The sequence below is a fragment of the Pseudomonas sp. FP453 genome, from assembly GCF_030687495.1.
In the GTDB taxonomy this organism is placed as follows: domain Bacteria; phylum Pseudomonadota; class Gammaproteobacteria; order Pseudomonadales; family Pseudomonadaceae; genus Aquipseudomonas.
This window is the reverse complement of sequence record NZ_CP117435.1, coordinates 5,289,051-5,311,868: the sequence shown is the minus strand read 5'-3', so window position 1 is coordinate 5,311,868 and position 22,818 is coordinate 5,289,051. Positions and strand designations below refer to the sequence as shown.

General features: G+C 60.4%; 16 protein-coding genes. 6 read left to right on the top strand and 10 right to left on the bottom strand.

All coding sequences use genetic code 11. The annotated features are described in order from the left end of the window. The 6 genes from infB (at position 1) to PSH87_RS24125 (ending at position 7,598) form a co-directional block, all read left to right on the top strand. Positions 1-2,517: a translation initiation factor IF-2 gene (gene infB, locus PSH87_RS24150; RefSeq protein WP_017735552.1), complete on the top strand. Its 2,517-nt coding sequence runs from the start codon at positions 1-3 to the stop codon at positions 2,515-2,517. A gap of 159 nt (positions 2,518-2,676) precedes the next feature. After that, positions 2,677-3,072, top strand: a complete 396-nt coding sequence (rbfA, locus tag PSH87_RS24145; RefSeq protein ID WP_003176137.1) for a 30S ribosome-binding factor RbfA — start codon at positions 2,677-2,679, stop codon at positions 3,070-3,072. A gap of 3 nt (positions 3,073-3,075) precedes the next feature. Continuing rightward, positions 3,076-3,993: a tRNA pseudouridine(55) synthase TruB gene (truB, locus tag PSH87_RS24140; protein WP_026136642.1), complete on the top strand. Its 918-nt coding sequence runs from the start codon at positions 3,076-3,078 to the stop codon at positions 3,991-3,993. Positions 3,994-4,108: 115 nt separating this feature from the next. Next, positions 4,109-4,378 carry a 30S ribosomal protein S15 gene (gene rpsO / locus PSH87_RS24135; RefSeq protein WP_003176135.1) on the top strand — a complete coding sequence of 90 codons (270 nt, stop codon included), beginning with the start codon at positions 4,109-4,111 and terminating at the stop codon, positions 4,376-4,378. 194 nt (positions 4,379-4,572) lie between these two features. Beyond that, positions 4,573-6,678, top strand: coding sequence for a polyribonucleotide nucleotidyltransferase (pnp, locus tag PSH87_RS24130; protein ID WP_017735554.1), 2,106 nt, complete (start codon positions 4,573-4,575; stop codon positions 6,676-6,678). A gap of 299 nt (positions 6,679-6,977) precedes the next feature. Continuing rightward, positions 6,978-7,598, top strand: a complete 621-nt coding sequence (locus PSH87_RS24125; RefSeq protein ID WP_026136643.1) for a BON domain-containing protein — start codon at positions 6,978-6,980, stop codon at positions 7,596-7,598. A 295-nt stretch (positions 7,599-7,893) separates the two neighbouring features. Here PSH87_RS24125 and PSH87_RS24120 read toward each other — a convergent pair whose 3' ends face one another. The 10 genes from PSH87_RS24120 to PSH87_RS24075 form a co-directional block, all read right to left on the bottom strand. Then, a complete protein-coding gene (locus PSH87_RS24120) occupies positions 7,894-10,812 on the bottom strand; it encodes a DUF748 domain-containing protein (protein WP_305431397.1) in 2,919 nt (972 codons plus the stop codon). A gap of 87 nt (positions 10,813-10,899) precedes the next feature. Next, positions 10,900-11,916: a class I SAM-dependent rRNA methyltransferase gene (locus PSH87_RS24115; RefSeq protein WP_017735557.1), complete on the bottom strand. Its 1,017-nt coding sequence runs from the start codon at positions 11,914-11,916 to the stop codon at positions 10,900-10,902. Positions 11,917-11,983: 67 nt separating this feature from the next. Beyond that, on the bottom strand, positions 11,984-12,853 hold the full coding sequence (locus PSH87_RS24110) for an oxygenase MpaB family protein (protein WP_017735558.1): 870 nt from the start codon (positions 12,851-12,853) through the stop codon (positions 11,984-11,986). A gap of 16 nt (positions 12,854-12,869) precedes the next feature. Beyond that, positions 12,870-14,807 (bottom strand): acetate--CoA ligase, encoded by a 1,938-nt coding sequence (gene acs, locus PSH87_RS24105; protein WP_305431396.1) that lies wholly within the window; start codon positions 14,805-14,807, stop codon positions 12,870-12,872. Positions 14,808-14,912: 105 nt separating this feature from the next. After that, positions 14,913-16,577, bottom strand: coding sequence for a glucose-6-phosphate isomerase (pgi, locus tag PSH87_RS24100; protein WP_207045574.1), 1,665 nt, complete (start codon positions 16,575-16,577; stop codon positions 14,913-14,915). Between the two features lie 213 nt (positions 16,578-16,790). After that, positions 16,791-17,642, bottom strand: coding sequence for a pantoate--beta-alanine ligase (gene panC / locus PSH87_RS24095; RefSeq protein WP_017735561.1), 852 nt, complete (start codon positions 17,640-17,642; stop codon positions 16,791-16,793). Further along, positions 17,639-18,439, bottom strand: a complete 801-nt coding sequence (panB, locus tag PSH87_RS24090) for a 3-methyl-2-oxobutanoate hydroxymethyltransferase (RefSeq protein WP_017735562.1) — start codon at positions 18,437-18,439, stop codon at positions 17,639-17,641. Before panB ends, panC begins: the two co-directional genes overlap by 4 nt. 364 nt (positions 18,440-18,803) lie before the next feature. Continuing rightward, a complete protein-coding gene (folK, locus tag PSH87_RS24085) occupies positions 18,804-19,289 on the bottom strand; it encodes a 2-amino-4-hydroxy-6-hydroxymethyldihydropteridine diphosphokinase (RefSeq protein WP_305431393.1) in 486 nt (161 codons plus the stop codon). Positions 19,290-19,291: 2 nt separating this feature from the next. Then, complete coding sequence (locus PSH87_RS24080) at positions 19,292-20,680, bottom strand: polynucleotide adenylyltransferase PcnB (RefSeq protein ID WP_017734147.1); 1,389 nt, start codon at positions 20,678-20,680, stop codon at positions 19,292-19,294. Between the two features lie 697 nt (positions 20,681-21,377). Continuing rightward, complete coding sequence (locus PSH87_RS24075) at positions 21,378-22,808, bottom strand: sigma-54 dependent transcriptional regulator (RefSeq protein WP_305431391.1); 1,431 nt, start codon at positions 22,806-22,808, stop codon at positions 21,378-21,380. Positions 22,809-22,818 lie beyond the last annotated feature (10 nt).

Here is a 22,818-nt window from a genome sequence, read left to right as displayed (position 1 = left end):
ATGACGCAAGTCACGGTGAAACAACTGGCCGATGAGGTCAAAACACCGGTAGAGCGCCTGTTGCAGCAGATGCGTGAGGCAGGTCTGCCGCACACCGCCGCCGATGAAGGTGTGAGCGATAGTGAGAAGCAGTCTTTGCTGACTCACTTGAAGAGCAGCCACAAGGCGAAAGTGGAAGAACCGCGCAAGATTACATTGCAGCGCAAAACCACCAGCACCCTGCGTGTTGCTGGTAGCAAGAGCATCAGCGTTGAAGTACGCAAGAAGAAAGTCTTCGTACAACGCAGCCCGGAAGAAATCGAAGCCGAGCGCAAGCGCGAACTGGAAGAACGTCGCGCAGTAGAAAATGCTGCTCGTCAGAAGGCTGAAGAAGAGTCCAAGCGTCGCGCCGAAGAAGAAGCGCGTCGCCAGCCTGCTGCTGCGCAAACTGCTGGTACTGAAGCGGTCGCTGCGCCTGTTGAAGCTGTGCGTGAGGCCGCTCCGGTTGCCGCTGCACCTGCTCCTGCAGCCGACGCTCGCAAGCGTGACGAACCTCGTCGCCCGGACAAACCACGTGCCGACGATAACAATCGTCGTAGCGGCGGTGGCGATGGCGAGCGCAAAAACGCTCCGCATCGTGCTTCGGTCAAAGAGAAAGCGCCTGCTCCACGCGTTGCCCCACGTACTACCGACGAAGAAAGCGATGGCTTCCGTCGTGGTGGTCGCGGCAAGGCCAAGCTGAAAAAACGCAACGCCCACGGTTTCCAGAGCCCAACCGGCCCTGTCGTGCGTGAAGTGAAGATCGGCGAGACCATCACTGTTGGCGATCTTGCCCAGCAGATGTCGGTCAAGGCAGCTGAAATCATCAAGTTCATGTTCAAGCTGGGCACTCCGGCCACCATCAACCAGGTACTGGATCAGGAAACTGCCCAACTGGTTGCTGAAGAGCTGGGCCACAAAGTGACCCTGGTCAGCGACACCGCCCTGGAAGATTCCCTGGCCGAGTCCCTGAAGTTTGAAGGTGAGGCAGTTTCCCGTGCGCCGGTCGTGACCGTAATGGGCCACGTTGACCACGGTAAGACTTCCCTGCTCGACTACATCCGTCGTGCCAAGGTTGCTGCTGGCGAAGCCGGCGGTATCACCCAGCACATCGGTGCGTACCACGTAGAAACCGAGCGCGGCATGGTCACCTTCCTCGACACCCCTGGTCACGCTGCGTTTACCGCAATGCGTGCCCGTGGTGCCAAGGCGACCGACATCGTGATCCTGGTCGTTGCAGCGGACGACGGCGTAATGCCGCAGACCATTGAAGCTGTCCAGCACGCCAAGGCTGCCGGTGTTCCACTGGTCGTTGCCGTGAACAAAATCGACAAGCCGGGCGCTGATCTCGATCGCATCCGTAGCGAACTGTCGGTTCACGGCGTGACGTCCGAAGAGTGGGGCGGCGAGACGCCATTCGTATCGGTCTCCGCGAAGATGGGTACCGGCGTTGACGAACTGCTCGAAGCCGTTCTGCTGCAAGCCGAAGTCCTGGAACTGACCGCTACCCCATCGGCCCCTGGTCGTGGTGTCGTGGTTGAGTCCCGTCTCGACAAGGGCCGTGGCCCGGTTGCGACCGTACTGGTTCAAGACGGTACCCTGCGCCAAGGCGACATGGTCCTGGTCGGTTCGAACTACGGCCGTGTACGTGCCATGCTCGACGAGAACGGCAAGCCAATCAAGGAAGCAGGTCCTGCTATCCCGGTCGAGATCCTCGGCCTGGACGGTACGCCGGACGCTGGCGACGAGATGAGCGTAGTGGCCGACGAGAAGAAAGCCCGTGAAGTGGCTCTGTTCCGTCAAGGCAAGTTCCGCGAAGTCAAGCTGGCCCGTGCTCACGCCGGCAAGCTGGAAAACATCTTCGAGAACATGGGCCAGGAAGAGAAGAAGACGCTTAATATCGTCCTCAAATCTGACGTACGTGGTTCCCTCGAAGCGTTGAACGGCGCCTTGAACGGCCTGGGTAACGACGAAGTGCAAGTGCGCGTTGTCGGTGGCGGTGTCGGTGGTATCACCGAGTCCGACGCCAACCTGGCACTGGCTTCCAACGCTGTACTGTTCGGCTTCAACGTGCGTGCCGATGCTGGCGCTCGCAAGATCGTCGAGCAGGAAGGCCTGGACATGCGTTACTACAACGTCATCTACGACATTATCGAAGACGTCAAGAAAGCCCTTACCGGCATGCTTGGCAGCGACGTCCGGGAGAACATCCTGGGTATCGCCGAAGTGCGTGATGTGTTCCGCTCGCCGAAATTCGGCGCGATCGCCGGTTGCATGGTTGTCGAAGGCACCGTGTACCGTAACCGTCCAATCCGTGTACTGCGTGAAGACATCGTTATCTTCGAAGGCGAGCTGGAATCCCTGCGCCGCTTCAAGGATGACGCTTCCGAAGTACGTGCCGGCATGGAATGCGGTATCGGCGTCAAGAGCTACAACGACGTCAAGGTTGGCGACAAGATCGAAGTCTTCGAGAAGGTTCAGGTTGCTCGCAGCCTCTAACTCGCGCACTTCCGGAGCCACGCAGCGTGTGGGCATGCAAATGCCCCGTGCAGCGTACGGACTCTAAACGCAACGCCCGGTCTGGCTTTTGTCAGGCCGGGCGTTTGCCGCTTTCAGACCCCACGGGTTTCACCGTGTGGCAGTAACAGGTAACAAGACATGGCAAAAGAATACAGCCGTACCCAGCGTATCGGAGATCAGATGCAGCGCGAGCTGGCCCAACTGATCCGTCGTGAAGTCAAAGACCCGCGCGTTGGCCTGGTGACCATCACCGCCGTTGAAGTGAGCCGTGACGTTGGTCACGCCAAGATCTTCATCACCGTGATGGGGCAGGACAACAGCGAAGAAATCGCGCAAAGCATCAAGGTGCTCAACTCGGCCGCAGGCTTCCTGCGCATGCAGTTGGCCCGTGAAATGAAGCTGCGCAGTGTTCCCCAGTTGCACTTCCACTACGACGAAAGTGTCGTGCGTGGTGCGCACCTGTCGGCACTGATCGAGCGCGCCGTGGCTGAAGACAGCCAGCACCCGTCCACACCTGAAGACGCCAAGGAGTAAGTGGTGGCTCAGGTCAAACGTATCCGTCGCAACGTCAGCGGCATCATTCTGCTCGACAAGCCCATTGGCTTTACCTCCAATGCCGCCTTGCAGAAGGTTCGCTGGCTGCTCAATGCCGAGAAGGCCGGGCACACCGGCAGCCTCGATCCCCTGGCCACCGGTGTGTTGCCGTTGTGCTTTGGCGAGGCCACCAAGTTCTCGCAATACCTGCTCGATTCCGACAAGGGTTACGAAACCCTGATGCAACTGGGCAAGACCACCACCACGGCCGATGCCGAAGGTGATGTTTTGCAGGTTCGCGACGTGACCGTTGGTCGTGCGGATATTGAAGCGGCTTTACCCGGTTTTCGTGGGCAAATCAGTCAGATACCGCCCATGTACTCGGCGCTCAAGCGTGATGGGCAGCCTCTTTACAAGCTGGCACGTGCGGGCGAAGTAGTGGAGCGCGAACCGCGTTCTGTTACTATTGCGCGCTTGGAATTGCTCGCCTGTGAAGGTGACACTGCGCGCCTGGCCGTGGACTGCAGCAAAGGCACCTATATCCGTACCCTGGTGGAAGATATTGGTGAAAAGCTCGGTTGCGGCGCGTACGTTGCAGAACTGCGACGCACCCAGGCCGGCCCTTTCACCCTGGCCCAGACGGTCACGCTGGAAGAGTTGGAAGCGGTGCATGCCGAAGGCGGCAATGAAGCAGTTGATCGCTTCCTGATGCCATCGGACAGCGGTTTGCTGGATTGGCCATTGCTGCACTTCTCGGAGCACAGCGCGTTCTACTGGCTCAACGGCCAGCCGGTACGTGCCCCGGACGCGCCGAAGTTCGGCATGGTGCGGGTACAAGATCATAACGGTCGCTTTATCGGTATCGGTGAAGTGAGCGAAGACGGGCGCATCGCGCCGCGTCGACTGATTCGGTCAGAATGACCGAACGAGTGTGGCTGTTAACAGGCACGGTCAACACTCATTTTTAGATACAGGGATTTGTCCCTGGCCTGTTGAGACTGCCCTTTGGGCGGTTTCCTGAAAAAAGGATTGCCTCATGGCTCTCGACGTTCAAGAAAAAGCACAAATCGTTGCTGACTATCAGCAAGCTGTTGGTGACACTGGTTCGCCAGAAGTGCAAGTTGCACTGCTGACCCACAACATCAACAAGCTGCAAGGTCACTTCAAGGCCAACGGTAAAGACCACCACTCCCGTCGTGGTCTGATCCGCATGGTAAACCAGCGTCGTAAGCTGCTGGACTACCTGAAAGGCAAGGATCTGGGTCGTTATCAGGCTCTGATCGGTCGCCTGGGTCTGCGTCGCTAATAAGCGATTGCGCTAGAGGTTGGTTGTCTGCCGTGTGTCAGTGGGATTCCCGCTGGCCCATGGCAGGCTCCCAGCCTCAAGTTTTATCTGGATACACGTTTTACCCTGGACGAGGCTCGGGCCGATTCCCGAGATTGCCCAAGAATTTCGCAAGAAGACAAGTTCCCCAAGAGCCACAAAGAAGGTAGGACACCGTGAACCCGGTTATCAAAAAGTTCCAGTTCGGTCAGTCGACCGTTACCCTTGAGACAGGCCGTATCGCCCGTCAAGCCTCCGGCGCAGTGCTGGTTACCGTTGACGACGACGTTACCGTATTGGTGACCGTTGTTGGCGCCAAGACCGCTGACCCAAGCAAAGGCTTCTTCCCTCTTTCCGTTCACTACCAGGAAAAGACTTACGCTGCCGGTAAGATCCCTGGTGGTTTCTTCAAGCGCGAAGGCCGTCCTTCCGAGAAAGAAACCCTGACTTCCCGACTGATCGACCGTCCGATCCGTCCGCTGTTCCCAGAAGGCTTCATGAACGAAGTGCAGGTTGTCTGCACCGTCGTTTCCACCAGCAAGAAAACCGATCCGGACATCGCTGCGATGATCGGTACCTCGGCTGCCCTGGCTATCTCGGGCATTCCGTTCGACGGCCCGATCGGCGCCGCCCGTGTTGCTTTCCACGAAAGCACCGGCTACCTGCTGAACCCGACTTACGAGCAACAGAAAGCATCGAGCCTGGACATGGTCGTTGCCGGTACCTCGGAAGCCGTATTGATGGTTGAATCGGAAGCCAAAGAGCTGACCGAAGACCAGATGCTGGGTGCAGTACTGTTCGCCCACGACGAGTTCCAGTCTGTTATCAAGGCTGTCACCGAGCTGGCTGCCGAAGCTGCCAAGCCAACCTGGACCTGGGCTCCACAGGCCGAAGCGACCGAACTGCTGGGCGCTATCCGCTCCGAGTTCGGCGCTGCGATCTCCGACGCCTACACCATCACCGTCAAGGCCGATCGCTACGCTCGCCTGGGCGAGTTGAAGGATCAGGTTGTTGCCAAGCTGTCCGGTGAAGAAGGCCAGCCTTCGTCCAGCGAAGTCAAAGCCGCTTTCGGCGAAATCGAATACCGCACCGTTCGCGAAAACATCGTTAACGGCAAGCCACGTATCGACGGTCGCGACACCCGCACCGTACGCCCGCTGAACATCGAAGTCGGCGTTCTGCCGAAGACTCACGGTTCGGCGCTGTTCACCCGTGGTGAAACCCAGGCCCTGGTAGTCGCGACTCTGGGCACCGCCCGTGACGCACAGCTGCTGGACACCCTGGAAGGCGAGAAAAAAGACCCGTTCATGCTGCACTACAACTTCCCGCCGTTCTCGGTGGGCGAGTGTGGTCGCATGGGTGGCGCTGGTCGTCGTGAAATCGGTCACGGCCGTCTGGCCCGTCGTTCGATCGCCGCCATGCTGCCGGCTGCCGACGTGTTCCCGTACACCATCCGTGTTGTATCGGAAATCACCGAGTCCAACGGTTCCAGCTCCATGGCTTCCGTTTGCGGTGCTTCACTGGCCCTGATGGACGCCGGTGTGCCGATGAAGGCGCCGGTTGCCGGTATCGCCATGGGCCTGGTTAAAGAAGGCGAGAAGTTCGCCATCCTGACCGACATCCTGGGTGACGAAGACCACCTGGGCGACATGGACTTCAAAGTAGCCGGTACCTCCAAAGGTGTGACCGCGCTGCAGATGGACATCAAGATCAAAGGCATCACCGAAGAGATCATGGAGATCGCCCTGGGCCAAGCCCTGGAAGCGCGCCTGAACATCCTCGGCCAGATGAACCAGATCATTGGTCAGTCCCGCACCGAACTGTCGGAAAACGCTCCGACCATGATCGCGATGAAAATCGACACCGACAAAATCCGTGATGTCATCGGTAAAGGCGGCGCGACTATCCGTGCGATCTGTGAAGAGACCAAGGCTTCGATCGACATCGAAGACGACGGCTCGATCAAGATCTTCGGCGAAACCAAGGAAGCGGCTGAGGCTGCACGCCAGCGCGTCCTGGGCATCACTGCTGAAGCCGAGATCGGCAAGATCTACGTCGGTAAGGTTGAGCGCATCGTCGACTTCGGCGCGTTCGTCAACATCCTGCCGGGCAAAGACGGTCTGGTGCACATCTCCATGCTGAGCGACGCTCGTGTCGAGAAAGTGACCGACATTCTGAAAGAAGGCCAGGAAGTGGAAGTGCTGGTACTGGACGTGGACAACCGCGGCCGTATCAAGCTGTCCATCAAGGACGTAGCAGCAGCCAAGGCTTCGGGCGTTTAATCACCCCCAGGCTTCACGCTGAAAAAAAGGACTCTTCGGAGTCCTTTTTTTATGGGCGCGCAAAAAGTGCAGGAAAATCAACACCGCCCACGCTGTGGAAAAAGCCGCAACTTGCACGCAGGCACGATGGGCTTCATGCAAGTTGCACGATTCCGAAAATTGAGAGATTTTCTAACTTGTTGTTTTAAAAGGATTTTATAGGTCTGCAAAACTTGGCACAGCGCCTGCAATATCTCTGTTAACGCTGCAGCATCAAGGTACACACACTGCAGACTTTTAATAAAACAGGAGTTACTCGTATGAAGAAGTTCGCTCTCGCTACTGCTACCGCTCTGACCATGGCCATGGCTGCTAACGTAGCCTTTGCTCAGACTTCCCAAGCGCCTATGACTCTGGCAGCCGGCGAAGTGACCAAAGCCAAGGAGTCCACCTCGGACACTTGGATCACCACCAAGGTAAAAGCTGATCTGCTGACCGAAAAAGGTATTCCAGGTTCGGACATCAAGGTTGAAACCAACAAAGGTGTGGTTACCCTGTCGTCTGACGTAGAAATCTCCGAATCGCAGAAAGCGACCGCTGTCGCTATCACCAAGAAAATCAAAGGCGTGAAAGCGGTCTCTGCCGACAGCCTGCATGCAGGCGGCGCCTACAAAGCCGACAATGTCGACAAGACCAAGAGCGCTGCCGCCGGCGCCAAAGAGTCTACTTCCGATACCTGGATCACCACCAAAGTGAAAGCTGACCTGGTGACCGAGAAAGGCATTCCTGGCACCGACATCAAAGTCGAAACCAACAAAGGTGTTGTTTCCCTGTCTTCGACCGCCGCAGTGACCGAAGCACAGAAAACCACCGCGGTGAACATCACCAAGCAAATCAAAGGCGTTAAAGCTGTATCGGCCGATGGCCTGAAAGCAGAGTAATGCCCAACGTATCGTCTTGAACAAAACGTCGGCGGCAACGAGTGAGCCAGATATCCACTCAATGCACCTCACGTGTTCATGCGACCGACCACAGGGATGTGGTCATTACAGGCCCCGGCACTTGTGTCGGGGCCTGTTCTATTGTGGGTTGGAATACCGACGATAAGTCGATGAAGATCAAATGTGGGAGCGGGCTTGCCCGCGATTGCAGTGGATCAGTCAAAGCTGTTCAAGCTGACCCACCGCTATCGCGGGCAAGCCCGCTCCCACACAAGCCCACCCACATGTTTGTGGCTTACTCGGCATCCAGATGCATCGGTGTCACCACCCGCCCATCTTTCTCCGCCTGACCCAGGTTGGCATCAATGAAGTACACCCGGTCATCTTCCAGCTGGCCCTTGTCCACCAGGTAGTCCTTGATCGTGCTCGCACGGTCCTGGCCAAGTTGGCGCAGCAGTACGTCACTGGCGCTCCAGAACTTGATCACGCCGTCACGCAGCTTCGCAGTGCGGTCACTGTCGCTCAGGTCCTTCCATTCCGCCGGAGGTTGCTGTTTCAGGCGGGTGCGGTAGATGCCTTCCAGCAATGGCGCCTTTTCCTTCTCCGGTACAACCAGCAGCGAAGCCTGGGCGGGAACCTTGTCGCCACGGCGCTGAAGGATCTTGTAGTAGTTGTATTGGTATTCACGCTCCAGACGCTCTGCGGCCAGGAACGGCCCGTCGCTGCTGGCAGCGGCCGTGCCTTCGATTTCCAGGCGCAGGGCCGGGCGTTCTTTCAGCGCCTTGGCCAGCGTGTTCAAGGCGCCTTCGGCATCCTTGTTCAGCTCGCTGGAACCGGCGGCGAAGGACACATTGCCCAAGTCCTCCGCGCCACCGCCGGTAACCAACCCACCGATAAACTTGAACGGTGCCGTTGCGGCGCGTACCACCAGGTTGCGCAGGGTCTGCCACACGATCGGCATCACGCTGAACTGTGGGTTGTTGAGGTCGCCCGTCACTGGCAGCTCGATGGAGATTTTGCCATCGGAGTCCTTGAGTAACGCGATGGCCAGGCGGATCGGCAAGTCCACGGCGTCGGCGCTGTCGACTTTCTCACCCAGTTGCAGTTGCTCGACCACCACTTTGTTTTCGGCTTTCAGCTGGCCTTTGGTGATCACGTAATGCAGGTCGAGATTGAGCCGGCCCTTGCGGATACGGAAACCGGCGAACTTGCCGGAGTAGGGGGTCAGGGTCGTCAACTCGACCCGTTTGAAGCTGGTGGCGATATCCAGCGCCGCCATAGGATCAAACGGGTTCACGCTGCCCTTGATTGTCACCGGCGCGTAGCGATCCACCTTGCCCTTGATGTCGACGCTGGCCGGTTTGGCCTGGCGGCTGTCGATCGTACCGATCTGCCCGTTGAGCTGTTGAATGGCGGTGGCAAAGTTGGGGGTCAGGCTGAAGTCGGCAAAGTTGGCCGAACCGTCGTTGATCGCAATCTGCCCGATACGAATGCCCAGCGGCTTGTCTTTGCTGGCCGGTTTCGGACTCTTATCGGGCGCCTGTGGAATCAGCAAGTCATCGACGTTGGTGGTGCGGTCGTCGTTGATCATGAAACGCGCATAGGGTTGCAGCAGGTTGACCTTGTCGATCGACAGGCTCTCGCCGTGCTGGTAGTTGACGCCTTCGACCACCAGGCGCTGCCATTTGAGGAAGTCGCGGGTCTTGAGGGTGTCGAGGGTATGCAGCTGGTCGACCTGGGCGCGTCCGGTGATTTGCAGCTTGAGTGGATCGGCGCTTTTGAGGTTCACGTCCAGGTTGCTGCCGAGCATGCCGCTACGCAGTTCCAGGCGAATGAACGGGCTGATGTAGGCCTGGGCAACCCGCAGGTCGATGTCCTGGGTATTGACCTTGAGCTTGGCGCTGATCGGGTTCAGGTTGACCTCGCCCGTCGCGAGGATCTTGCCCTGCTTGCCCAGGCCGGTATCGACCTTCAGGGTAAACGGGCTTTGGTTGAGGCTGTCGAAGTTCTGCACGTCGACGTTCAGCGGGCCCAGCTCCAACGCGACGGCAGGTTTGACCTGGCGGTCGGCCAGATGCACCTGATAGTTACGCAGTTGCACGTCCTTGAGCAGCACTTGCCACGGTTTGCTGGGCGCTGCCGGTGCCGGTTTGGGGGAGTCGGCGGTAGCCGGCGCTGTGGCGGCTTCCGGCTTCTGGGCCGACTTGCTCGGTTGGCTGGCAAACAGTTTCTGCCAGTCCAGTTGACCGTCGGCTTCGCGGGCGGCCCAGGTTTCCAATTTGTTGCTACGGATCTTGCCCACCACCACTTGTTGCTTGGCCAGGTCCACGGTGGTTTCGCTGACGTCCAGGCGCTCCAGGCGTACCAGCGGCCGGCCATCCGGAGCCTTGAGGGCAAACGGTGCGATGCTGGCGGCGGTGTTGGTCAGGTTCAGCTCGGTCTCTTTGGCCAGGCTGAATTTGTAGTCGGTGCTGAAGTTCAGCACGCCGTCCTCAAGCACCAGCGGCAGCGCATCACGGACATACGGCCACCAGGCCTTCATCTTGCCGTCGGTGACTTTCAGCGTACCTTCGGACGTGATCGGCACCAGGCTGAAGTTGCCTTTCCAGTCGATCTGCCCGCCTTCCGGGCCGGCGGCGACCAGGGTCATGTCGGCATTGTCTTCGGGCAGTGTGCTGAGGTTTTTCAGCTCGAAGTCGAGTTTGTCGTAGAGGAATTCGATGGGCTCGCTGGGACGCAAGTCTTCGAAGTGCACATAGCCGCCGGCCAGCTTGATGGCGTCGATCCGCAAGGGAAAGGGCTTGGCATTCGGGTCGGCCGGGGTGGGCTCGCTGGGCGGAATCTTGAACAGTTGCGCCAGGTTCAACTGGCCGGACTTGTCGAACAGCAGCTGCGTCTTCGGCTGGTCCAATTGCACATCGGCCAGGTGCAGCGCGCGGGTCCACAGGCTGTCGATCTGCAGGTTGGCGTAGAGGCGTTCGAAACCGATCTGTTCTTTGCCCGGCTCGCCGATCTTCAGGCCCCAGACCGTCAGTTCCAGGCTGAACGGGTTGAGCTCGATGCGCTCGATCCGTGCCGGCACCGTGGCGTAATTGGCCAGTTGCTGGTTGGCAATGCGCAGGGCAATGCCGGGCAAAATCAGAAAGCCCAGCAAGCTGTACAGGGCAACGGCGGTCAACAAGGCGCCAGTGGCGCGAATCAATCCTTTGGGCATGGGGCGGCGCCATCTATGTCAAACAGGAGTGCCTTGGAGTATGGCACGGGTTTTCGGTTCCGAAGAGCAGGGCTATTGGGAAACGTCCTACAGCTGCAGTATCAGAGTTTTCAGCGGTGGCTGCTGGTCTTGTGAAGGGAAATCCACCCCCGGCGTCATGATTTTCCAGTCGCGTACCGGGCGCCCGGCCTTCTCCGCGCAGCGCAGCACCTGTTCGCGCCAGTCATCCATGCTGACCTTCGCCAGGTTGTTGCAGCAGATCAGCACGCCATTGTCGGCCGTGGCGAGCAGTGCGGGCTTGAGCAGGCTTTGGTAGTCACGCAACAGGTCGACGGTGCCAAAGGCGCTCTTGGCCCAGGCCGGAGGGTCGAGCAATACGAGGTCGTACTGACGCTGTTCCAGGCGTGGGTAGCTCGGCAGTTTCTGGCCGCGACGCTGGGTAATGGGCAGGCCGGCCAGTTGGCGGATCGCCGGGAAGTAGTCGGACTGCACGAATTCCATGGCTGGCAATTGCGGGTTCAGCTCGCCGTTTTCGCGACCAACCGCCAGGTTGCCCTCGGCAAAGTCCAGGTTGCACACCTCGCGGGCACCACCCGCCGCCGCGCTGAGGCCGACGCCGCAGGTGTAGGCGAACAGGTTCAACACGCTTTTGCCGGCGCTGTGGGCCTTGACCCAGCCGCGGGTGTTGCGCAGGTCGAGGAACAGCAGCGGGTCCTGCCCGGCATGGCGCCCGCGCACGCGGTAATTGAGGCCCCACTCGTGGCCGACCAGATCTTCCAGCGCTGCCGGTTCGGCGCGGTACACCGTGTCTTCGCGATCGATCCGCGAGTTGCCACGGGAACGGTCGTTGTACACCAGCAGCAATTCCAGGCCGATGTACTGGTTGATCAGTTGGTGCAGGTCCAGCAACTCGTCGGTTTGCAGCGACTGGTGGAAGCTCTGCACCAGCAATTGCGGGCCGTAGCGGTCGATGGTCAGGCCGCCGGCGCCTTCCTGGCTGCCATGGAACAAGCGGTAGCAGTCGGTGCCTTGGGCGTGCAGCTCGTTGATCAGGTCTTGGCGATGATCGAGGGCGGCGCGCAGCGCCTGATTCAAGGGAGACATGGAGCGCGCCTTGCTTAAGTAATGGGGGTAAATGTGGGCGCGGAGTTTAACAGCTATAGGGCCTGGCCTACATCAGCCCCATCCGCCGATGCGCCCGTTGTACCGAACCATTGCGCATCGCCCAGCGCAGCAGCGGTGCACTGCGCTTGACCCCGGCGCGGATCATCTGGCGTTGCAGCGGGCTCTGGTGCTGGTCAAGCATGGCGCTGGCCCAGTCCGGCAACAGGTCGATCCCGGCCTGCATCATCAGCGCGCCAAACGGCTTGGCCAAGGTGCTTGGCGCCGGGGCATCGAGCAGCAGGCGCAACACTTCGCGGCTGCGCTCGTCGCACAAGAGTTGTGGGCGGATACGCGCCAGGTAATCCGACACTTCCTGCCGCGAACGCGGCACATGCCGCGCGCCCAGTTGTTCGGCGACCAGGGCGATTTCGGCGTAGTAGCGGTCCTGGTCACGCCCCGACAGGTGCGGGTTGCGGTAGCGCAGGTGGGCGGCGAGAAAGTTGCTCACTTCCGCCACATGCACCCAGGTCAGCAACTCCGGGTCGCTGGCCGCATACGCGCGGCCGTCCGGTGCATGGCCGACCACTTGCAGGTGAATGGTGCGCACTTTTTCGATCAGCCATTCGGCGTCCTTGCGCGAGCCAAAGGTGGTGCCGGAAATGAACTGCGACGTGCGCCGCAAGCGCCCGAGCATGTCCTGGCGAAAGTTCGAGTGATCCCACACGCCGGCCAGGGCCAGCGGGTGCAAGGCTTGCAGCATCAAGGCGCTGATGCCGCCGATCAACATGCTGCTGAAGTCGCCATGGACTTGCCAGCTGACCGAGTCCGGCCCGAACAGGCCGGGGTCGCCCTTGGGGTTTTCCAGGTCCAGTTGGCCCAGTGACAAGCCCGTGAGGCTCATCAACTGGGTTTCGATACGGCTGCGGATAAATTCCATGGCGATTCAGGTTTTCCTATCGGTTCAGGCGTTTGTCGATCAGGCCATCGACCACGCTGGGATCGGCCAGGGTGGACGTGTCACCGAGGCTGTCCAGTTCGTTGCAGGCGATCTTGCGCAAAATCCTGCGCATGATTTTGCCGGATCGGGTCTTCGGCAAGGCCGGCGCCCATTGGATCAGTTCCGGCTTGGCAAAGCTGCCGATTTCCTTGCTGACCAGCTCCAGCAGGTGTTTTTTTAGCCCATCGTCGGGCGTGACGCCATTCATCGGGGTGACAAAGGCGTAGATGCCCTGGCCTTTGACATCATGGGGGTAGCCCACCACGGCGGCCTCGGCCACCAGGTCGTGGAGGACCAGGGCGCTTTCCACTTCAGCAGTGCCGATGCGGTGCCCGGAGACGTTGATCACGTCGTCAATACGCCCGGTGATCCAATAGTCGCCATCTTCATCACGCCGCGCGCCGTCGCCGGTGAAGTAGTAGCCGGGGTAGGGTTTGAAATAGGTGTCGATCATGCGCTGCGGGTCACCGTAGACGCTGCGGATCTGCCCGGGCCAACTGGCCTTGATCGCAAGTACGCCACTGCCGGCGCCGTCACAAGCTTTACCGTGCTCATCCAGCAACACCGGTTGTACGCCGAACATCGGCTGGGTCGCGCAGCCCGGCTTGATCCGCTGCGCGCTGACCAGCGGGCTGAGCATGATGCCGCCGGTCTCGGTCTGCCACCAGGTATCGACAATCGGGCAGCGCTGCTCGCCGACGGCATTGAAATACCAGTCCCAGGCTTCGGGGTTGATGGGCTCGCCCACGCTGCCGAGCAACCGCAGGCTGGCGCGGGATGTATTCTCCAGCGGGCCGTGGCCTTCACGCATCAGCGCGCGCAGGGCCGTCGGCGCGGTGTAGAAGATGTTGACCTGATGCTTGTCGATCACCTGCCAGAAGCGCGAGCTGTCCGGGTAGCTCGGCACGCCTTCGAACATCAGCGACGTCGCGCCATTGGCCAGCGGGCCGTACACGATGTAGCTGTGGCCGGTGACCCAGCCCACGTCGGCGGTGCACCAGAACACTTCGCCGTCGCGGTAGTCGAGCACGTACTTGAAGGTCATCGCCGCTTGCAGCAGATAGCCGCCGGTGGTGTGCAGCACGCCTTTGGGTTTGCCGGTGCTGCCGGAGGTGTAGAGGATGAACAGCGGGTCTTCGGCGTCCATCGGCTCGGGTGGGCAGTCGGCGCTGGCGGCGTCGAGGGCGTGTTGATACTTGAGGTCGCGACCTTCGCTCCAGTTCACCTTTGCCCCGGTGCGTTCCACCACCAACACGGTGCTGACATTCGGGCAACTGGCCAGGGCTTTATCGACATTCTGCTTCAATGCCACCGGCTTGCCGCCGCGCACGCCTTCGTCGGCGGTGATCACCGTGCGGCAGTCGGCGTCGAGGATGCGGTCACGCAGGGCATCCGGCGAGAACCCACCAAACACCACCGAGTGCACCGCGCCAATGCGGGTGCAGGCCAGCATGGCGTAGGCCGCTTCCGGGATCATCGGCATGTAGATGCACACCCGGTCGCCTTTCTTCACGCCACGGCCTTTCAGCACGTTGGCCAGGCGGCTGACGTTTTGGTGCAGTTGGTTGTAGGTGATTTTGGAGGATTGTGTCGGATCGTCGCCTTCCCAGATGAAGGCCGTTTGCTCAGCGCGGTGCGCGAGGTGACGGTCGATGCAGTTGTAGCTGACGTTCAGTTGGCCGCCGGCGAACCATTGCGCAGCGCCGGTGTGGATGTCCGATTGCTGAACGGTGTGCCAGGGGCTGATCCAGTCGAGAAAAGCCTTGGCCTGTTCGGCCCAGAAGGTATCGGGTTGCTCGATGGATTGGCGGTAGAGGCGCCTGTAGTCCTCTTGACTGAGTTGCGCAGCGCGGCGCACGGCATCGGCAGTGGGGAAAGTGCTGATATCGAACATGAGCGGTCCTTATTCTTGTTTTAGGCACAAGACATAAAGATGCACGCTGTGGGGGGAGGGTTCAAGGCCAACCTCCAAACGGACGTTGGCCTTGAAGGGGCAGGATCAGCCGCGGTGACGACCGCGGAAATAGTTGATCAAGCCTTGGGTCGAGGCGTCATCTGCCACGGCTTCTTCGGCGCCGGTCAGGCGGTTGTACACGCCCTTGCCCAGCTCTTTGCCCAACTCCACGCCCCATTGGTCGAAGGCGTTGATGCCCCAGATCACGCTCTGCACGAACACCTTGTGCTCGTACATGGCCACCAGTGCGCCGAGGCGACGCGGGCTGATGCGTTCCACCACCAGGGTGTTGCTCGGGCGGTTGCCCGGGATCACCTTGTGCGGTGCCAGCTTCTGCACTTCTTCTTCGGCGATGCCCTTGTCGCGCAGCTCGGCTTCGGCTTCGCTGCGGGTCTTGCCGAGCATCAGCGCCTGGCTTTGCGACAGGCAGTTGGCGTACAGCCACTGATGGTGGTCGGACACCGGGTTGAAGCTGACAATCGGCACGATAAAGTCGGCCGGGATCAGTTGGGTCCCCTGGTGCAGCAACTGGTGGTAAGCGTGCTGGCCGTTACAGCCGACGCCGCCCCAGATCACCGGGCCGGTATCGGTGGACACCGGCGTGCCGTCCTGGCGCACGCTCTTGCCGTTGGATTCCATGTCCAGCTGTTGCAAGTGCTTGGTGATGTTGCGCAGGTAGTGGTCGTACGGCAGGATCGCGTGGCTCTGCGCGCCCCAGAAGTTGCCGTACCACACGCCCAGCAGGCCCAGCAGCACCGGCATGTTCTGTTCGAACGGGGCGTTCTGGAAGTGCTGGTCCATGGTGTAGGCACCGGACAGCAGTTCCTTGAAGTTGGACATACCGATGGCCAGGGCAATCGGCAAACCGATGGCCGACCACAGCGAGTAACGGCCGCCGACCCAGTCCCACATCGGGAAGATGTTTTCTTCGCGGATACCGAACGCCACGGCCGCCGCGTTGTTGCTCGATACGGCGATGAAGTGGCGGTACAACTCGGCTTCCGAGCCACCCTGGGCCAGGTACCAGGCGCGGGCGGCCTGGGCATTTTTCAGGGTTTCGAGGGTGTTGAAGGATTTCGACGAGACGATAAACAGCGTGGTCTCGGCGCGCAGCTTCATGGTCAGTTCGTGGAACTCACTGCCGTCGATATTCGCCAGGTAGTGGCAGCGCACGCCTTTGTGGGCGTAGGACAGCAGCGCTTCGGAGACCAGCTCCGGGCCGAGGAACGAGCCACCGATGCCGATGTTCACCACGTCGGTGATCGGCTTCTCGGTGTAGCCACGCCACAGGCCGTCGTGGATGCGGCCGACCAGGTCAGTGATCTGGTTCAGCACCTTGTGCACGTCCGGCATGATGTTCACGCCGTTGACCGACAGCTTGTCACCCACCGGGCGGCGCAGCGCGGTGTGCAGGGCAGGGCGGCCCTCGGACGAGTTGACCGGCTCGCCCGCGTACAGCGAGTTGATCGCGGCCTTGAGGTCGACTTCCTTGGCCAGGGCCACCAGCAAATCACGGGTTTCGCTGGTGATCAGGTTTTTCGAGTAATCGAGGAAAAGTCCGCAGCTGCTCAAGGTGAATTGGGAAAAACGCTGGGGATCGGCATTGAACGCGTCGCGCATGCTGAAATCCTGCATGGCTTGGCGGTGTTGATTGAGCGCTTGCCAGGCGGGCAGAGCGGTAACGTCATGAGGAGTGCGGTAGTACGCCATCGCTGCGGGTTTCCTTTTATTACGGGGACTGCCTTTAGGACACTTCAAAGCCCGGAACGTCCTGCCTCTCATCAAGCGGCGGGTTCCAGACAGCGCTAACCAAGAGCGCAGGGCGATTACATTAAACCTAGCGTGTGAACTTGTCTTGGCTTTGTCTGCGCTGTGGCCGGTACTTTTTTATACCGGCACGGCAGGGAGGGCAACAGGCGAGGGTCAGTTGAGGTTCAGATGCAGGTTATCGATGAGGCGAGTTGTGCCCAGGTAGGCTGCGACGAGGATCACCACATCGCGGTCTTCAGGGGTTGCCGGGCGCAGGTTTACGCCTTGACGCACTTCGAGGTAGTCCATGCGCAGGCCGGCGGCTTCGATCTGCTGGATCTGTTCGGCGCGCAGCTTGGCGAAGTCGTGGTCACCGGCTTGGATGGCTGCGGCAATCTGGCTGAGGCTGCGGTACAGCACCGGCGCGATGGCGCGCTGTTCTGCGCTGAGGTAACCGTTGCGCGACGACAGCGCCAGGCCGTCCTCGGCGCGCACGGTGGGCTCGCCGATGATCTGGATCGGCATGTTCAGGTCCTGCACCATGGCGCGGATCACGGCCAGTTGCTGGTAGTCCTTCTGGCCAAATACCGCGATGTCCGGCTGGACCATGTTGAACAGCTTGCTCACCACGGTCGCCACGCCTTCGAAGTGCCCCGGACGGCTGGCGCCGCACAGGCCTTCCGACAGGTGTGGCACGCTGACGCGAGTCTGCCCGGTGGTGCCGCCGGGGTACATTTCCTCGACGGTGGGCGCGAACAGCAGGTTGCAGCCGGCTTGCAGGAGCTTTTCCTGGTCAGCGGCCAGGGTGCGCGGGTAGGTATCCAGGTCTTCGCCGGCGCCGAACTGCAGCGGATTGACGAAAATACTGGCGACCACGAAGTCCGCTTGCTGCGCGGCCTTGGTCACCAGGGTGGCGTGGCCGCTGTGCAGGTTGCCCATGGTCGGCACAAAGCCGATGCGTTTGCCGGCGTTGCGGGCGTGGGTCACAGCGGCCCGCAGTTCGCGTAGGGTTTTGACCGTGTTCATGCAGAGAATCCGTGTTCGGCGCCGGGGAAGGTCACGCCTTTGACTTCGCTGACGTAGGCGCTGAGGGCGGCGTGGATGCTGTCCTGGCCGGTCATGAAGTTCTTCACGAACTTCGGCACGCGGCCGGAAATCGACAGGCCGAGCATGTCGTGAACCACGAGCACTTGGCCATCGGTGGCCGAGCCCGCGCCAATGCCGATCACCGGCACCTTGACGGCCTGGGTGATCTCGGCGGCCAACTCACTCGGCACGCACTCCAGCAAGATCATCGCCGCGCCCGCTTGTTCCAGGGCGATGGCATCGGCACGCATCTGCCGCGCCTGCGCTTCGTTGCGGCCTTGCACCTTATAGCCACCGAGGACATTCACCGACTGCGGCGTCAGGCCCATGTGTACGCACACCGGTACGCCGCGCTCAGCGAGCAGGCGCACCGACTCGGCGAGCCACAGGGCGCCTTCGACCTTGATCATGTGCGCGCCGGCCTGCATCAGCTTGCCCGCGTTCTGGAAGGTCTGTTCGAGGGTGGCGTACGCCATGAACGGCAGGTCGGCGATGATGAAGGCACCATCGTTGCCGCGCTTGACGCTGGCGGTGTGGTAGGCAAGTTCATCGGTGGTAACAGGCAAGGTGCTGTCATTCCCTTGAAGAACCATGCCCAGGGAGTCGCCCACCAGTAACACTTCAACCCCGGCCTGGCAGCTGGCGTGGGCGAAGGTGGCGTCATAGCAGGTCAGCATGGTGATTTTTTCACCTTTGAGCTTGAGGCTCTGCAAGGTGGTCAGGGTAATGTCTGGCATGAAAAGGGTCCTCGTTCAGGCGCTTGGAAACAGCGAGTAACGCGCGTGAGTCTTCGTTTATACAGGCGCACTGTCTTGAGAGCAGTGCTTATAAGGCCTGGATTGCGCCCTTTAGCGCCGGGTTGGCGGCAGCGGGACGCCTATAGTCGTGAGGAGGGCACGGGAAGTCAATTGGATGTGTTACCGCATTGTTACGAGGGGGGTGTTACCCGTGTTACTGATGCGATTCAGCCTGTGGATAGGGTTTTTAGAACACGGGAGGTCAAAGGTGGGAGCTGGCTTGCCTGCGATAGCGGTGGGTCAGCCAAGTCTGTGTAGCTGACCCACCGCTATCGCAGGCAAGCCAGCTCCCACAGTGACCGAGTCAGTCTTGAGTCAGACGTTCCAGGCCGACAAACGGGCAAGCTGCCAGCAAGTCGCTGAGGCGTTGGCCGTCAGGTAATTGCAGCGTGTCGGTTGCCAGCTCGGCCAGCGGATACAGCACGAACGCCCGCAGGTGCATCTGGTAGTGCGGCACCTTCAGGCGTGGCTCGTCGATCAGGCGATCGCCAAACAGCAGGATATCCAGGTCCAGCGTACGCGGGCCCCAACGCTCAAGGCGTTCGCGGCCCTGGTCGTTCTCGATGGCTTGCAGCGCGTCCAGCAGTTGCAGCGGCGCAAGGTCGCTGTCGAGGGCGGCCACCGCATTGGTGTAGCGCGGTTGGCCCGGGAGCAGGGAATCACTCTGATAAAACGCGGACACGCCGGCCACCGTGGTACCTGGCAACAGCGCCAGCGCCTCGACGGCGCTGCGCAATTGTTGATCGGGGGCGGCGAGGTTGCTGCCCATGCCGATGTAGATGCGTTCCACGCTTACTCGCCTGAGGTGTCGGCGGCGCTGCGTTTACGCTTGGTGCCGCTGCGCCGGCGTTTTTTCGGGCCTTCGCCGTCGCCTTTGCTGCCGAGGTCGCGAATCATGTCGCGGCGTTCGCTGTCATTGGCGTCCTGGTAATCGGTCCACCATTCGCCGAGGCCGTCGGTCTGCTCGCCGGCGCTTTCGCGCAGCAGCAGGAAGTCGTAGCCGGCGCGGAAGCGCGGGTTGTCCAGCAGCAGGTCGGCGCGTTTGCCGCTGCGGCGTGGCAGGCGCTCCTGCATGTCCCAGATCTCGCGGATCGGCATGGTGAAGCGTTTCGGAATGGCAATGCGCTGGCACTGTTCGGCGATCAGCTCGTGCGCGGCTTCCTGCATCGCCGGGATGGGCGGCATGCCGCGCTCTTGCAGGCGCAGGACGCGTTTGGGCAGGGCTGGCCACAACAGGGCGGCAAACAGGAACGCCGGGGTCACCGGTTTGTTCTGCTTGATGCGCAAGTCGGTGTTGATCAGGGCTTCGCTGATCAGGGTGTGGGTATAGGTCGGGTTCTGTTCCAGTGCTTCGGCGCTGGCCGGGAACAACGGGTCGAACAGTTGCAGGTCCACCAGCATCTCGAAGGTGTCTGCGGCGTAGCCCGAGAGGAACAGCTTGAGCACTTCTTCGAACAGGCGCGCCGAGGGGATTTCCCGCAGCATGGGGGCCAGTTCGCGGATCGGCGCAGCGGTGTGCTTCTCGATGCCAAAGTTCAGCTTGGCGGCGAACCGCACCGCACGCAGCATGCGTACCGGGTCTTCCTGGTAGCGCTGCGTCGGGTCGCCGATCAGGCGGATCAGGTTGTTGCGAATGTCGTGTACGCCGTTGGCGTAATCGAGGATGCGCTCGCTGACCGGGTCGTAATAAAGGGCGTTGATGGTGAAGTCGCGGCGTTGCGCGTCTTCTTCCAGGCTGCCGTAGACGTTGTCGCGCAAGATGCGCCCGCTCTCGTTGCGGGAGGACTGGTTGGTGTCTTCCTCTTCATCGTTCTGCGGGTGATTGGCGCGGAAGGTCGCGACTTCGATGATCTCGCGACCGAAGTGGATATGCACGAGCTTGAAGCGACGACCGATGATGCGCGCATTGCGGAACTCGGCGCGCACTTGTTCAGGCGTGGCGCTGGTGGCGACGTCGAAATCCTTGGGCGTGATGTTGAGCAGCATGTCGCGCACGCAACCACCCACCAGGTAAGCCTGGTAGCCGGCGTTCTGCAAACGCTCGACGATGTTCACCGCATAACGGCTGAACTGGGCGCGCTGCAACGAATGCTGGTTGCTGTTAAGCACCTCAGGCGTGCTGCGAATGTGTTGCGTACGACGCAAGGGAGAACGGAATGACTGGAACAACTTCTTCAGCATGGGATGCACTGTTTGAAGGAATGTTCGGCCATAACGAAGAATGACCGCATGATGGGCGAGGATTCTAGCATTTAGTCAGGGGATGGTGTAGGAACAAGCTACAGGCATTGCGCCATAAGCCTTTAAACGTCGAATGCCGGAAACTACAAGGGGAGCCGAAGCTCCCCCAGAAGTAGTTGCGTGCTCTATTTTTATTATGGATTTCGGGCTTTTTGTTTTTGTTGATCGCCCTCGCCATGAAGCTTCACCTTCATGACACTCCCAATCGGGAGTCAAGAGCAAACGGATTGCTTTGGTCGCTGTGTTGCTGATCTAGGATCCAACCAGTTCAGGCTCTGCCTTAGGGCAGTTTTTGTTGTTCTCGGCCTGGTTGCGGGGCAAGCCCCAAATGCAACGCCTCTCCAAAAGAATCAGTTAGCTGCGCCTCCGCCGTGTTGTTTTTGTTATGCGTGAGTCGATTCGTCTTATTTTTATTGTCTTGTACAAAGCTTGTTATTGTTTTTGTACTAAGCATATAGCAGGGTGCGTGCCAACTTTTGCGCCGACCAGCAAAATCAGGGGGTTGAGCTGGTTTTGAGGTTTCTGAGGGCGAAAAAAAGCCGGGGCTTCGTTACCGTAAGCCCCGGCTTTTGTTACGTGAAAAATCAGCGGTAACAGTTTTTTCACATCTGAGGGTGTTACCTGTGGGGGCACGCCCTCAACTTTCGCTGGCGACCCCGGTCTTGCGCCGTGGGATGCCCAGGCGCTGGCGGCGTTCCCACAGGCATTTACGGCTCACGCCCAGTTTGCGCGCCAGTTCGGTCTCGGTCATGTGGTCCTGATGCTCAAGGACGAAGTGCTGGAAGTAATCTTCCAGTGACAAATCTTCCGTCGGCTCATGGCTGGTATTGCTACCACCGCCCTGTTGCGGGGCCAGGCCGATGAAATCATCGTCGTCCAGGTCGCTGAGTTCGATGTCGATACCCAGCAGCTCGGCAGAAATTTCCGGGCTCTCCGACAGGATCACCGCACGCTCGACCGCGTTCTCCAGTTCCCGCACGTTACCTGGCCACGAGTAATGCCTGATCGCCTGCTCGGCGTCCGGGGCAAACTTGAGGTCGGTCCGGTTGATACGCGCACTCTGGCGCAGCAGGAACGCGTTGGCGATCTCGTTGACGTCGGCGCCACGCTCGCGCAGGGCCGGCAGCTTGAGGGCAATCACGTGCAGGCGGTAATACAAGTCTTCACGGAACTGGCCGATCTTGGCCAGGCTCTTGAGGTCTCGGTGAGTCGCCGCGATCAGGCGCACATCGACCTTTTGCGATTGCACCGAGCCCACGCGGCGGATCTCGCCTTCTTGCAGTACCCGCAGCAAGCGCGCCTGGGCTTCCAGTGGCAGTTCGCCGATTTCATCGAGGAACAAGGTGCCGCCGTCCGCCGCTTCCACCAGGCCCGCCCGCCCGGCGCTGGCGCCGGTAAACGCGCCTTTCTCGTGGCCGAACAGTTCGGACTCGATCAGGGATTCAGGAATGGCCGCGCAGTTCACCGAGATCATCGGCGCCTTGGCACGCTTGGACAGGTTGTGCAGGGCGCGGGCCACCAGTTCTTTACCGGTGCCCGACTCGCCCTGGATCAATACATTGGAGTCGGTGGGCGCGACTTTGCGGATCTTGCTGTACAGGTCCTGCATCGGTGGGCAGGAGCCGATGATGCCGATCTCGCCGTTGCTGTTATCCACACCCGGCTTGTCGGCGGCCTTGCCAGCCGGACGCTGCTCGGCCGGCGCACTGCTGGCCGACTGCCGGTCACGCAGGATGCGGGCCACGGCCTGGAGCATTTCGTCATGATCGAACGGCTTGGCGATGTAGTCCACCGCGCCCATCTTCATGGAGTCCACCGCCGACCGCAGGCTGGCGTAGCTGGTCATGATCAGCACCGGCGTGCCCTGGCCAAGCTTGATCAGCTCGGTACCCGGTGCACCGGGCAGGCGCAGGTCGCTGACAATCAGGTCGAACGTGGGAATGCTGAAACGCTCCTGGGCTTCCTGCACCGAGCCAGCTTCGCTGACCTGGTACTGATTACGTTCAAGCAGGCGACGCAAGGCAGAGCGGATAATGGTTTCGTCTTCGACGATCAAAATGTGCGGCATTGATTCAATT

Bases quoted from the DNA above. Each gene is read 5' to 3' on its own strand.
- PSH87_RS24080 (WP_017734147.1), bottom strand. From the start codon at position 20,680: ATGCTGAAGAAGTTGTTCCAGTCATTCCGTTCTCCCTTGCGTCGTACG.
- PSH87_RS24110 (WP_017735558.1), bottom strand. From the start codon at position 12,853: ATGGAATTTATCCGCAGCCGTATCGAAACCCAGTTGATGAGCCTCACG.
- infB (WP_017735552.1), top strand. From the start codon at position 1: ATGACGCAAGTCACGGTGAAACAACTGGCCGATGAGGTCAAAACACCG.
- rbfA (WP_003176137.1), top strand. From the start codon at position 2,677: ATGGCAAAAGAATACAGCCGTACCCAGCGTATCGGAGATCAGATGCAG.
- PSH87_RS24075 (WP_305431391.1), bottom strand. From the start codon at position 22,808: ATGCCGCACATTTTGATCGTCGAAGACGAAACCATTATCCGCTCTGCC.
- acs (WP_305431396.1), bottom strand. From the start codon at position 14,807: ATGTTCGATATCAGCACTTTCCCCACTGCCGATGCCGTGCGCCGCGCT.
- panB (WP_017735562.1), bottom strand. From the start codon at position 18,439: ATGCCAGACATTACCCTGACCACCTTGCAGAGCCTCAAGCTCAAAGGT.
- PSH87_RS24125 (WP_026136643.1), top strand. From the start codon at position 6,978: ATGAAGAAGTTCGCTCTCGCTACTGCTACCGCTCTGACCATGGCCATG.
- pgi (WP_207045574.1), bottom strand. From the start codon at position 16,577: ATGGCGTACTACCGCACTCCTCATGACGTTACCGCTCTGCCCGCCTGG.
- PSH87_RS24115 (WP_017735557.1), bottom strand. From the start codon at position 11,916: ATGTCTCCCTTGAATCAGGCGCTGCGCGCCGCCCTCGATCATCGCCAA.
- rpsO (WP_003176135.1), top strand. From the start codon at position 4,109: ATGGCTCTCGACGTTCAAGAAAAAGCACAAATCGTTGCTGACTATCAG.
- PSH87_RS24120 (WP_305431397.1), bottom strand. From the start codon at position 10,812: ATGCCCAAAGGATTGATTCGCGCCACTGGCGCCTTGTTGACCGCCGTT.
- panC (WP_017735561.1), bottom strand. From the start codon at position 17,642: ATGAACACGGTCAAAACCCTACGCGAACTGCGGGCCGCTGTGACCCAC.